Annotated in this window: 8 protein-coding genes; 2 read left to right on the top strand and 6 right to left on the bottom strand. The window is 67.6% G+C overall.

The features are described from left to right. Positions 1-7 precede the first annotated feature (7 nt). Complete coding sequence (gene paaZ, locus GTP77_RS14095) at positions 8-2,053, top strand: phenylacetic acid degradation bifunctional protein PaaZ (protein ID WP_161072792.1); 2,046 nt, start codon at positions 8-10, stop codon at positions 2,051-2,053. A gap of 5 nt (positions 2,054-2,058) precedes the next feature. On the opposite strand, the gene GTP77_RS14090 is transcribed toward paaZ, so the two are convergent. The 6 genes from GTP77_RS14090 to GTP77_RS30210 all read right to left on the bottom strand — a co-directional run bounded on the left by GTP77_RS14090 (position 2,059) and on the right by GTP77_RS30210 (position 11,986). Continuing rightward, complete coding sequence (locus GTP77_RS14090; RefSeq protein ID WP_161072791.1) at positions 2,059-4,665, bottom strand: DUF4214 domain-containing protein; 2,607 nt, start codon at positions 4,663-4,665, stop codon at positions 2,059-2,061. A 6-nt stretch (positions 4,666-4,671) separates the two neighbouring features. Beyond that, positions 4,672-6,021, bottom strand: coding sequence for a DUF1501 domain-containing protein (locus tag GTP77_RS14085; RefSeq protein ID WP_161072790.1), 1,350 nt, complete (start codon positions 6,019-6,021; stop codon positions 4,672-4,674). Continuing rightward, positions 6,021-7,685 carry a DUF1800 domain-containing protein gene (locus GTP77_RS14080; RefSeq protein WP_161072789.1) on the bottom strand — a complete coding sequence of 555 codons (1,665 nt, stop codon included), beginning with the start codon at positions 7,683-7,685 and terminating at the stop codon, positions 6,021-6,023. Before GTP77_RS14080 ends, GTP77_RS14085 begins: the two co-directional genes overlap by 1 nt. 78 nt (positions 7,686-7,763) lie before the next feature. Further along, complete coding sequence (locus tag GTP77_RS14075; protein ID WP_161072788.1) at positions 7,764-9,014, bottom strand: M24 family metallopeptidase; 1,251 nt, start codon at positions 9,012-9,014, stop codon at positions 7,764-7,766. Positions 9,015-9,070: 56 nt separating this feature from the next. Continuing rightward, entirely contained in the window at positions 9,071-11,341 is a 2,271-nt protein-coding gene (locus GTP77_RS14070) for a M4 family metallopeptidase (RefSeq protein WP_161072787.1), read from the bottom strand. Between the two features lie 492 nt (positions 11,342-11,833). Continuing rightward, on the bottom strand, positions 11,834-11,986 hold the full coding sequence (locus tag GTP77_RS30210; RefSeq protein ID WP_187358724.1) for a hypothetical protein: 153 nt from the start codon (positions 11,984-11,986) through the stop codon (positions 11,834-11,836). Here GTP77_RS30210 and GTP77_RS14065 point away from each other — a divergent pair. Then, positions 11,985-12,614 (top strand): hypothetical protein, encoded by a 630-nt coding sequence (locus tag GTP77_RS14065; RefSeq protein WP_228893850.1) that lies wholly within the window; start codon positions 11,985-11,987, stop codon positions 12,612-12,614. The two genes, GTP77_RS30210 and GTP77_RS14065, sit on opposite strands and share 2 nt — an antisense overlap. Positions 12,615-12,664 lie beyond the last annotated feature (50 nt).

Raw genomic sequence — 12,664 nt, 5'->3', positions numbered from 1 at the left:
AAATCGAATGGCACCAACTCTGCAAAGCCTGATCGCCGGCCGCTGGCACGGCAAGGAAGCGGCCACCCCGCTGCACAGCGCGCTGAACAACAGCCTGATCTACCATACCCACGCCGAAGCCATCGACTTCAGCGAAGCCGTCGCCTATGCCCGCAAGACCGGCGTGCCGGGCCTGATGAAGCTGGACTTCCAGCAGCGCGCGCAGCGCCTGAAGGCGCTGGCCATGTACCTGATGGAGCGCAAGGAAGAGCTGTACAAGATTTCCCACCTCACCGGCGCCACCCGCGCCGACAGCTGGGTGGACGTGGAGGGCGGCATCGGCACCCTGTTCGCCTACGCCAGCATGGGCAGCCGCGAGCTGCCGTCGTCCAATGTGCTGCACGAAGGCCCGGCCATTGCGCTGGGCAAGCGCGGCGGCTTTGCCGGCACCCACATCCTGGTGCCGCGCGGCGGCCTGGCGGTGCACATCAACGCCTTCAACTTCCCGATCTGGGGCCTGCTGGAGAAATTCGCGCCCAGCTTCCTGGCCGCGATGCCCTGCATCGGCAAGCCCGCCACCGCCACCAGCTACCTGACCGAAGCCGTGGTGCGCATGGCGCATGAATCCGGCCTGCTGCCGGAGGGCGCGCTGCAGCTGGTGATCGGCAGCACCGGCGACCTGCTGGACCGCCTGGGCGGCGCCGACGTGGTGACCTTCACCGGCTCGGCCGACACCGCCGCCAAGCTGCGCACCAACCGCAACCTGATCGCCAACTCGGTGCCGTTCACAGCCGAGGCGGACTCGCTGAACTGCGCCATCCTGGCGCCGGACGTGACGCCGGACGATCCCGAGTTCGACCTGTTCGTGAAGGAAGTGGCGCGCGAGATGACCGGCAAGGCCGGCCAGAAGTGCACCGCCATCCGCCGCATCATCGTGCCGAAAGACCGCGTGGACGCGGTGGCCGAACGCCTGCGCGAACGCCTGTCCAAAGTCACCATCGGCGACCCGTCGGTGGAAGGCGTGCGCATGGGCGCGCTGGCCTCGAAAGACCAGCAGCGCGACGTGGGCGAACGCCTGGCGCTGCTCGCGCGGGGCAACGAGATCGTGTTCGGCGAGAAGGACGGCTACAAGCTGGTGGGCGAGGGTGTGGCCGAAGGCGCGTTCTTCTCGCCCACGCTGGTCCTGTGCCGCAACGCCGGCAGCAACGACGCGGTGCACGACGTGGAAGCCTTTGGCCCCGTCAGCACCATGATGACCTACGAGGGCATAGACGAAGCGCTGGAACTGGCCGCGCGCGGCAAGGGCAGCCTGGTGAGCACCCTGGTGACGAAGGATACCAAGACGGCGGCCTACGCGGTGCCGGTGGCGGCTGCCTCGCACGGCCGCGTGCATATCCTGGAGCGCGAATCGGCGGTGGATTCCACCGGCCACGGCTCGCCGCTGCCGCAGCTCAAGCACGGCGGCCCCGGCCGCGCGGGCGGAGGCGAGGAGCTGGGCGGCATCCGCGCGGTGCGCCACTTCCTGCAGCGCGCAGCGGTGCAAGGCTCGCCGACCATGCTGGCCGCCGTGACGGGCGAATACGTGCGCGGCGCGGCCGTGAACGAAAGCGAAGTGCACCCGTTCCGCCGCCACTTCGAGGACCTGAAAATCGGCGACTCGCTGCTGACGCATCGCCGCACCGTGAGCGAGGCGGACATCGTCAACTTCGGCGGCGTGTCGGGCGACTATTTCTACATGCACTTCGACGATATCGCCGCCAAGGACACGCAGTTCGGCAAGCGCATTGCGCACGGCTACTTCGTGCTGTCGGCCGCTGCGGGCCTGTTCGTGTCGCCCGCGCCGGGACCGGTGCTGGCCAACTACGGCCTGGACAACCTGCGCTTCATCACGCCGGTGGCCATCGGCGACACCATCCGCGCGCGCCTGACCTGCAAGCGCAAGGTGGACCGCAACCGCACCGACGACAAGGGCCTGGGCCAGGGCGTGGTGGCGTGGGACGTGCAGGTGACCAACCAGAACGAAGAACTGGTGGCCAGCTACGACATCCTCACGCTGGTGTCCAAGAAAGCCTGAGCAGACTAGCCGAAGGGTGTATAGGCGATGCCGTGCGAAATCGCGGCAATCACCTGCGCCTGGTTTTCCGGGCTCTCCGAAAATCCCGTCAGCACCGTCTCGCGGGTGGCCCAGCCATTGGCCAGCACGCCGGTCCAGTAGGCCTTGCCGCTGTCGTCCGCCGGGCGGTGCAGCACGTTCTGGTACAGCTTGTCGACGAAGGCCGCGTTGCTGGGATTGGCCCCGTACAGCTTGACCGCCTCGGCCGACTGCAGGAAGCCCTGCGCCACGCTCTGCATGCCGGTGCCGCCGTCCAGCACCGCCAGCCAGTAGCCCAGGCCCGCCACATCGGGCTTGCGGTCGAAGGCGGCCTGGTATAGCCGGTAGGTCTGTCCCGCCATGCCGTCCAGGTCGAGCGCCAGCGCGCCGTCCGAGAAGATCAAGCGCTCCACGTTGGCGAGGGTGTCCGTGCCCTGGCCGTCCGGCTTGCGCAGCGTCCAGCGCAGCCCGTCCTGTTCCACCGCATGGCTGGCCACCTTGCCGGCGTAGACGATGCTGTCGGTGCCGGCGCCGCCGTCGATCTCGTCATAGCCGGCGCTGGCGACGATGCGGTCGTTGCCCCCTTCGCCGTTGATGATGTCGCTGGTGGCCAGGCCGCCCAGCGTGTCGTTGCCTTCGCCGCCGGCCTGCAGGCCGCCCAGGCCGCGCACCGTCACGAACACGGTGTAGGTATTGTTGCCGCCCTGCTGGTCGGTGAGGATGTAGTCGAAGCTGTCGGTGCTGCTGAAGTTGGCCTTGGGCGTGTAGGTGAAGCTGCCGTCCGCCTTCACCACGGCGGTGCCGTTGGCCGGCGTTTTCGACAGCGCATAGGACACCGTGGCGCGGGCCTGGTCGCTCGGGTCGGGCAGCTGGCCGCTGCTGCTGGTGTTCTGGTCCAGCGCCAGCGCCAGGTCGGCGCCCAGCGCGCTTTTGCCCAGCGTGATGGTCTGGTCGCCGAAGGCCAGGATTTCGGTGTTGAGCAGCGTGTCGAAGCCGGAGGCGCCGTCGCGCGCGGTGACGAAGACCTTGCCGTAGCCGGTGCTGATCAGGTAGTCGCCGCGCAGGCCGGCGAAGACCGCCGCGTCCTCGCCCCCGGCGCCGTCGATCCAGTCGTTGCCTTTGCCGCCGGTGAGGCGGTTGGCCAGCGCATTGCCGAGCAGGACGTCGTCGTAGCGCGAGCCCACGGCGTTCTCGATCAGCGTATCGACGCCAATCGACAGATTGCCGCTGGCGCCCACGCCGCCGGCCGTCACGCCCACGCTGTTCAGGTGTCCGCCCACCAGGTCGATGGTGGCGCCGGTGCTGGCCGCCGAGGCGTCCAGCGTGTCGATGCCGCCGTCGTCCACCAGGCCGCGCTGGGACTGGAAGTCGGCCGTGCCGAGCAGGTAGACATTGTCGCCGGTGGCGACCTGCTTCGCGCCGTACAGATAGCGCAGCGCGGCGATGTCGTACGCGCCCCAGGAGGCCGGGTACAGGCCGTCCGGCGAGACCGTCTGCGACATCACGGTCAGGCCGGTGACGTCGTTGGCGGCCAGCATCTGGGACGCGTAGTTGTCGCCCGCTTCCACGTTGCGCGGATGGCGCAGGCCCAGCGCATGGCCGATTTCATGCAGCAGCACGGCGTAGCCTTCCTGGCCGGGCTGCATCAGCAGCAGGGTTTCGATGTCGATCCAGACGTCGCCGGCGCTGTCGCCGCCCACGCCCGGCAGCGTCCCCAGGCCCTTGGTGGCCACCTGCTGGCTGGCGCCAAAGCGCAGCTGCCCCACCGCGCTCCCGTCTTCGGCGACTTCCTTGAAGCTCAAGCCGGTGGCGGCTGCGGCCGCGTCCAGGATGGCCTTGACGGCGGCCCGCTCGCTGGCCGAGAAGGTGCGGAAGCCGCTCGCACCCACGCCGCTGGCGGGCGCCTTGGTGACGAAGCTGTAGCTCACTTCCACGGCGGTGCCGAGCGCGCCGGCGGCGTTCCAGCGGTTGGCGTCGGCCGCCACCAAGCCTTTCGTGGCCATGTCCGACGGCTTGATCAGGCTGCTCAGTTCATAGGTGACGTTCCAGTCCCCGCCATAGCCGAAGCGCTCGAAATTGCTGACCACCGCCATGAACTTCGGCTGCGCGGTGTTGGTGATGGTGGCGGTCTTGCCGTCGATGGCGACGTCGAAGATGAAGTCGGCGCGGCTGCCGTTGTCGAACTGGGGCAGCCAGAAGGTGTCGTCGCCGGCGCGGCCGTCTATGGTGTGCAGGCCGCCTCCGCCCAGGTAGAACACGTTCTGGTTGGCGTTGCCGATGCCGATGCCGCCTTCCCAGCCAAAGCTCACGCTGTCGATGCCGATCAGCGTGTCGTGCCCGCCCCAGTTGTCGTCGGCGTAGCCGGCCGTCAGGTCCACGTAGATGGACTGCCAGGTGTCCCAGTAGTTGACGGCGACGCTGCGCCAGCTGTCGCCGGTGGCGATGCGTTCTATCCTGTCGTTGCCGGGGCCGCCCACCACGCCGCCCTGGTAGACCTTGATGGTGTCGTCGCCCTCCAGGCCCCAGTAGGTGTCCCAGGCTTCCTTGTCGGTCTGGGTATAGACGTCCTTGCCGTTGGTGAGTTTGATATCCATTGCGTATCAGCCGTGCAGGAAGTTGAGGGTCTGGGTGCTGAAATTGGCGAGGTTGGGAAAGGCGCTGGTCAGCTGCGCGGCGGGCACGCCCATCCACTTCATCAGCGTGGCGCCCACCTGGTCGGTCGAGGTGGTGGGCACGAAGCGGCCGTCGCCGTTGGCGTCGCCGTCGTCCGGCCCGCCCAAGGTCAGCGTGGGCAGGGTGCCGTAGGCCTGGGCGCCGGCCACCGGGCCGCCCATCACGAACCAGTGGTTGCCCCAGGCGTGGTCGCTGCCGCCGCCGGAGGCCTGGCGCAAGGTGCGGCCGAAGTCGGACATCATGACGGTGGCCACGCTCTGGTCCACGCCGGAGGCCTGGTTGGCCTTGTCGAAGGCGGCCAGCGCGCGCGCCACCACGGCCAGCTGCGCGTCCTGGCTGGTAGCCGCGCTGCCGCGCTGGCCGCTGTGCGTATCCAGTCCGCCCCACTGCACCAGGAAGACCTGGCGCTTGTAGCCCCGCTTTTTGAACACCGGCAGCAGCGTGGCGAGCTTGCGCAGCATGCGTCCCAGGTCGTTGTCGTCGAAGTTGGCCGAGGGGGCGGGCGCGTTCAGCGCCGCCTGCGTGAAGATGGTGGACTCGGACACGCTGCGCCCGAAGGTGCGCGCGTACTCGGCCTCGTACTGGTTGGCGAACTGCCACTGCGCCATGCGGTTGAGCGCCTGCGTGCCGGGCAGCTGCGGCTGCGCCAGGTCGGCCGTGCCCCACCAGCGCGAATCCCAGGCGCTCAGGTAGGACACCGGCGAATTGCGGCCCAGCACCAGCGTGCGCTCGGTGTTCATGGTGATGGCGTTGACCGGGTTGCGCAGCGAGGAGGGCAGCAGCTCGAGCGAGCGTCCGGCCCAGCCGCTGCCGTCGGTGTCGCCCAGCCAGCCCTGCTGCCACATCACCTGGTCGCTGTGCGAGAGCAGGAAGGACGGCACCGCCACGCTGTGATCCAGCACCTGGCGCGCGGTGGCCGGCTTGACCAGCGGGCCGGCGTTCAGTATCCAGGCCAGGCGGCCCTGGTTGTACAGCGGCGCCAGCGGCGCCAGCGCGGGATTCATGCCGAAGCTGTGGCCGGCGGTGGAGCCGGACAGCGCGGTCAGGCTGTCCTTGGGCAGCGCCAGCGCGGGCCGGGCGGTGGCATAGTCGCTGTAGGCGCCGTCGGTGGGCACCAGGCTGTTCAAGCCGTCGTTGCCGCCGGTGAGGAACAGGCAGACCACGGCGCGGTAGTCGTCGGCGGCGGCGCTGGCGCTGGCGCCGAGCAGGCTGGCCCCGCCGATCAGGCCGAGGGTGGGGGCGGCTGCGCTCAGGCGCAGGAAGTGGCGGCGGTCCATCAGCGTATCACTCCATAGTAAGGGGTGGCCAGCGCGTACTGCAGCAGCGGCATGGTTTTCTCGAGCGGCGTATTGCCGTTGGGGGTGGCGGTCAGGTCCTGCAGATTCTGGCGCAGCGTCTGCGGCATGGCGCCCCTGAAATAGCGTTCGCTCATCAGGTCGATAAAGGCGCGCGGCGAGCTGCTCAGCGCCTTGATGAAGGGATCGACCTGGCAGCCGGCATTGCTCAGGCGCGAAGCCGTCTGCATGCCGTAGCCGCCGATCCGGCCCGACAGCTCCTCGGCGTTGAGCAGGCGCTGCTCCGGCGCCAGCAGGTTGCTGCCGGGGGCGCGGTCGGTCGGCATGTAGTAGCTGAACACGCTGGACTGCATGAAGGGCGACTGGACGCTGGGCTTGGCGATGCCGGGCAGCGGGTACTCCGGCGTGGCGTCCCAGCGCAGCGGCGCGGTGCAGCCCATGCCGCGCAGCATGCCGGTGTACCACAGCACCGGTTCGCGCATCTTGCCGAAGGAGAGCGAGTCCGCGCCCAGGGTGTCGCCCTTGCGCGCTTCGGTGTCGAGCAGCACCGCCTTGAGCACGGCCTTCATGTCGCCGGCCACGCCCTTGCCATTGTCGCGGAACACGGTGGCCACGCGGCGCAGATAGGCCGGCGAGGGATTGCTGGTGACCAGGTGCTGGATCAGGCGCAGGCTGACGAAGGGGGCGATGTTCTGGTGCCCCATCAGGACGTCGATTGCCGCCTCCATGTCCTGGGTGGTGCTCTGGCCGGCCGGAATGGTGGTGCCGAGCAGCGTCTTGGCTTCGCGGTCGTGCGCGGCCGTCCACGGGTCGGGTATCAGCACGCCGTCGAAGCCGGTGTAGTCGCCCCTGGGCACGTTCTTGGCCATCTGCCAGCCCGTCATGGCGCGCGTCATCGCCTCCACGTCCTGCTGGGTGTAGGTTTCCAGCGGCCGGTTGCTGGCGTCGCGCTGGATGCTGCCGTCGAGGTTGAGCTTGACCACCCCCAGCGAAAACAGCTGCATCAGTTCGCGCGAGTAGTTTTCATTCGGCGCGCACCACGGGCATTCGTCGGACTTGGGCCGGTTCGAGAGGTTGTCCAGGTAGACCCCCATCGGCGGGCTGGTGCTCACGGCGCGCAGCAGGGCGCCGTAGTTACCGAAGGCGTTGTCGTTGAGCAGATTGATCCAGGTCAGGGTGGCGTACTCCTGCACCTTGTTGCTCGATACGACGATCCACTGCGACATGGCCCACACCACGCGCTGGCGCAGCTGGTCCGGCCGCGCGATCATGGCCGTGAGGTTGGCGTTTTCGAAGTAGCGGTTGGCCGCTTCGGCCTGCGCCCGCACCTGGTCGTCGTAGTGGGCAACGGGGCTGGTGTCGTGGTGCGGCACCGGCAGCGCGAACTGCGCGTCTATCCAGGCCTCGAAGCCGAGTTTTTCTATTTCTGCCACCAGCGCCGGCGTGGCGCCGAAACTGACTTGGTCGGCGAAGCGGGCCGCCGCGTAGTGGCTCACCGGGCTGCTGGCCTTGACGGTGACCTGGCCGGTGCTGGCCAGCAGGGTGGGGGCGGCGGCGCTGCCGTCGTCCTGGCTATTGTTACAAGCGGCCAGCAGCAGCGGCAATGCCGCCACGGTGCAGCGCGCGGCGCGGGTCAGGGCTTTCATGCGTATCCTTGGGCAGAAGGCGGCTGGTCGCCGCAGACATCCGCCAAGGATAAGGCATGATTGTCAATAAAACATCCACTAACTGGGGGATGCGTGGTTTTCCCGCCTCAGGCAGAAGGGATCGTCGATGCTGTGCGCCGGCTCGGTGAACCAGCGCGGGCCGGCGTCGGTCATGTAGAAGTGGTCCTCGTGGCGCACGCCGAATTCGCCGGGGATGCAGATCATGGGCTCGTTCGAGAAGCACATGCCCGGCGCCAGCGGGGTGGTGTCGCCGCCCACCAGGTAGGGCCATTCATGGATGTCCAGGCCGATGCCGTGGCCGGTGCGGTGCGGCAGGCCGGGCAGCTTGTAGCCCGGGCCGTAGCCGTCCGCCTCCAGCGAGCGGCGCGCCGCCTGGTCCACCTGTTCGCAGGGCACGCCCAGCTGCGCGGCGGCGAAGGCGGCCGCCTGGGCTTTCTTCTCGCTGTCCCACACGCTGCGCTGGCGCGCGCTCGGCTCGCCGTACACATAGGTGCGCGTGATGTCGGAGATGTAGTTGTGCAGCTTGCAGCCGGTGTCGATCAGCACCGTGTCGCCCTGCTTGAGCGTCTGCACATAGCTCACGCCGTGCGGATAGGCCGTGGCCTCGCCGAACAGCACGATGACGAAATACGAGCCGGGCGCGCCCACCTTGCGGTGCGCGGCGGTGATGAACTGTTCCACTTCGGTGGTGGTGATCCCCTCGCGCAGCATGCTGGCGGTGGCCACGTGCACGGCCAGCGTCATGTCCTTGGCGCGCTGCATCAGCGCGATCTCGGCGGAGGACTTGCGGGTGCGGCAGTGCGCCGTCACCGTGCGCGCGTTTTCCAGCGCGTAGCCCGCGGCCAGCGGGCGTATGCCGTCGTAGATGAAGAAGGCCGCGCTTTCGCAGATGCCCACGCGCGGCGGCTGGCCGGCATCATCCGCAATCCCCATGCGGGCCAGGGTGTCGACGAACAGCTGGTAGGGGCTTTCGTGCTCCTGCCAGCCGTTGACCTTGCCCTCCACCAGCATGAAGTCCAGCAGCGTGCTTTCCTCGAAGGCGGGGGCGATGTATTCCAGCGCGCCCTGCGCCGGCAGGATGGCGCCCACCATGCGCTCGCTGGCGTGCCAGCGCGTGCCGGTGAAGTAGAGCAGGTTGGCGCCCGCGTTGATATAGATGGCGGCGATGCCCTGGTCGCGCATGAAGGCCTGGGCGCGGGCGATGCGCTCCAGGTGCTCCTCCTTGGCGATCGGGACCGCGCCCGCCGTCATGTCCGACAGGCTCGCCAGTGCCTGCTCCGCTGTTTTACCGCCTACGCCTATGGTCATGCCGAGTCCTCCAGAATTGATGGCGGCGATGATATCAGTTCTGGAGGAGGGAGCGCTTACTGGGTGAGTACGCTGACCTTGTCCACCACGAAGGAGGTCTGGGCGGACGAGTCTTCCGTCATGGCGAAGGACAGCGTCACCGTCTGGCCCTTGTACGGCAGCAGGCTGAAGCTGCGGGTCTGGTAGCCGGTGGCCTTGTTCAGGTTGGAGTAGGTGGCCAGCGTGCCGAGCACCGCGCCGCTGCTGTTTTTCACCGTCACCGTCAGCTTGTCGTAGGCGGTGCTGGTGGTCGTTTCAGCGGTGTCGATATGCAGCGCGAAGCTCAGCGTGGCGGCGGTGGCGGCCGACGGGATGGCGACTGCCTGCGTCAGCGTTTCGGTGGCGGTGGTGCCGTTGCCGCCCAGCCAGGCGAAGCGCGTGCCTTCATAGGCGGTCTGGCCGCTGAAGGCGCCGATGGCGCCGGTGCTGCCGGCCCAGCCGGTGGCGCCCGACTCGAAGCCGCCGTTGGTGATGCGCTCGACGCTGGTGCCGCCGCCGCCGCCGGTGGTTTCATCCACGTCGGTGCCGACGTTGATGGCCGCGTAGGCGCGCTTGACGGCGGTGGCTTCCTTGCTGCCCACGCCGTACAGTTCCTCGGCCGAGGCGATCATCTTGGTGCGCGCGTCGGCGTAGTTGGTCGACGAGGTGAACTTGGTGGTCACGGCCTTGAACCAGATGCGGTAGGCCTTGTCGTTGCCCACGCCGGTCATGGCCAGCGGCTGCTTGGTCAGGTAGGAGCTGTAGTAGTCGCTGCCGGAGCTTGCGTTCGAGCCTTGCGACAGGAAGTAGAACATGCGGTTGTTCGGGCCGCTGCTGTAGTGCACGTTCAGGTTCTTCAGCGTGCTGCTCCACGCGTTCGGGCTGCTGCCGTCCTTGCTGGGCTTGTACATCCAGCGCAGCGGCTGGCCGCTCTTCGAGATCTCCTGGCCCATCACCCAGTCGTTGCCGGTGGCCGGTATCACGCTGCCGGTGCCGCCCGCGCGCGCATAGGCCTCGGTCATTTCGCCGGCGATGTCGGCGCCCGATTCATTCAGGCCGCCGGACTCGCCCGAGTAGGTCAGGTTGGAGGTGGCGTCGATCACGCCGTGGCCCATCTCGTGGCCGATCACGTCGATCGATCCCAGGTTGTTGAAGGACGAGCCGCCGTCGCCGATGTACATGCATTTGCAGTTCGGGTCGAAGAAGGCGTTGTCGTAGTTGTTGTCCACGTGGACGGCGATGTAGGTGGCGGTGTTGTTACCGTCCAGCGACTGCCAGCCCAGCGTGTTCTTCATGGTGTCGTAAGTGTTCATCAGGCCCCACAGCGCGTTCACGGCGGCGGTCTGGCCGTTGGCGCTGGTGGTGCTGCCGCCGCTCACGTATTGCAGGCCGTCGCCCCAGGTGTTGGTGCTGTTGGTGTAGATGGTGCCGGGCGTCGGATTGCTTTCCGGCGCGTGGTTGGCGTTGGTGATGGCCATGCCGCCGAAGGTGCCGCCCACGCCGCGCGTGGCGTCCTTCATCTGGTAGGTGCTGCCGGACAGCGTGGTGTTGATCGGCACGGTGCCGTTGTACTGGCTCTTGCCCGAGCCGACCACGGTTTGCAGCGCTTCCCACTGCGCGATGACGGCGCCGGTTTTCGCGTTGACCACGGTGTCGTGGTAGAGCACGCGCTTGCGGCTGTCGGCCATGCGGGTTTTCACCAGGTAGGCCAGCTCGTAGTGGTCCACCACGTCTTCCAGGTCGGTGGCGTTCAGGGCCGCTTCGGCCTTGTTCACGGCCGCAGCCACGCGCACCGATTTCATGACCGGATAGATCAGCAGTTCGGCCTGCGGCGCCCAGCGGTGCACGCCGTTCGGCGCCACGCTGCGCACCACGGCGGCGATGGCGTCGGCCCCGCTCAGTGCAGGGGTAAGGTCGGGCGCGCCGGTGCGCGCGCCGTTGGCGGCCACGCCGCGCGCCGCGTTCAGGCCGGCGCGGCGGTCGGACACGGATTCGCTGACGATGTTGTCGGCCGCGTCGGTGACGACCACGGACTCGGAGCCGAACACGCGCAGGCCGTTGTAGGTGTGCCGGGCGCGGGTGATCTTGGTGCCGGCCACGCCGGGGTGCTGGCCGGCGATGGCGAAGCCGTGCTGCATGCCCAGGCCTGCCGAGCTGGGACGGTTGGCCAGCTTGGCAGCCAGGCCTGCGCTCTCTTGTGGAGAGGTCTGTGCGACGGGGGCGGCCATCATTTGCGGGCCGGCGGCGTGGGCGAGCATCATCGGCAGGGTGGCGATGGATGCGGCAAGCAGGTTCTTACGTAGATTCATCTTCTCTCCAGAGGGCGTAGGTGGTTCTGGCATGGGCCAGCGCTGCGACACTATTCCTGGGCCGGGGGGCAAGTCAAAAAACTTGAGAAATGAGTCGCGCGGGCGGGATTTGTTAAATTTGGGACAAAGTTGCACGCCCGCCGGGCGTTGAATTGGCTTGGCAATTGCTAGTGATGGCGCACGATAGGCGGCTTTTGGCCCGATACTGTGTGGCGCTTACAACGAACTAGATGTAACACTCTATTTTCGTCACCTGCGCGACACATTGGCCGCTTCCGCAGCGCGCGCGGGTTGCAAAGTCTTAATGTTGCGATCTACACTAGGAGCACAAAGCGCAGGGCCAGGCCCGATAAAAACGACGCGCACCGGGAACCACAGGGAGCAGAGAACATGAGCAAACGCACAGCGCCACCACCGCCGACTTAGGCCAACATCCCCAGGGCAAGAGAGGGCATGGACCGGCAAGACCGGACCGCACAAAGCCCCGCAGCCTCATCCAGCACATCCATACGCCGCCTGCCGCAATCCGGCAAGCGCGGCGCCGTCGCGCGCCTTCGCCCAACCCGTGGCCAGGTGCGCAGGGACAGCTTTTTTTTTGTGGTTTGCCATGCTCTCGATATCTACCAAAGTTGAGCGGATCGTCATGGAGTCTCCCTTCCTCACGGAGGGGCTGGGACGCGGCTTGATCAATCTGTCGGAACTCGCGCGGCAGCTGCAGCCGCAGCTGGAAACGGACCTGTGGAAGCCTGTGGGACAGGCGGCCGTGGTGATGGCGCTGCGGCGCGTGGCGGAGCGCCTGCCGCAGCAGGAGGCGGCCGCGCACGGCGAGCTGTCGCTGGCGCGCAAGACGGGCGAGCTGACCACCCGCACCGACCTCACCATGTACACCTTCCGCTATTCGGAGAACACCTATGAATGCCACCGCAGGCTGCTGGCGGAAGTGGCGACTAGGCAGGGCGCGTTCGTGTCGGTCACGCGCGGCATCCATGAGGTGATGGTGGTGTGCAGCCGCTCGCTGACGAGCGCCATAGACGAAGTCTTCGTCACCGAGCGCCAGCTGGCGCGGCTGGAAAGCCTGAACGCGGTGACGCTGCACCTGGATCCGGAGACCTTCAATATGCCGGGGATTTACCATGGCATACTGAAGAAGCTGGCGTGGGACAAGATCAACCTGGTGAACATGATCTGCACCCACACCGAGCTGACCATACTGCTGGAGCAGCGCCAGACCGGCGCCGCCATTGCCGTGCTGTCGCGCCTGGTGGCGCAGTGATGGCGGGTTACGCACTGCGTGCTAACCCGCCCTACGAAGGAATGAGGACG

The organism is Pseudoduganella aquatica, assembly GCF_009857595.1.
GTDB classification, from domain to species: Bacteria; Pseudomonadota; Gammaproteobacteria; order Burkholderiales; family Burkholderiaceae_D; genus Rugamonas; species Rugamonas aquatica_A.
The sequence above is the reverse complement of the archived record's forward strand: the minus strand, read 5'-3'. Positions and strand labels throughout refer to the sequence as shown.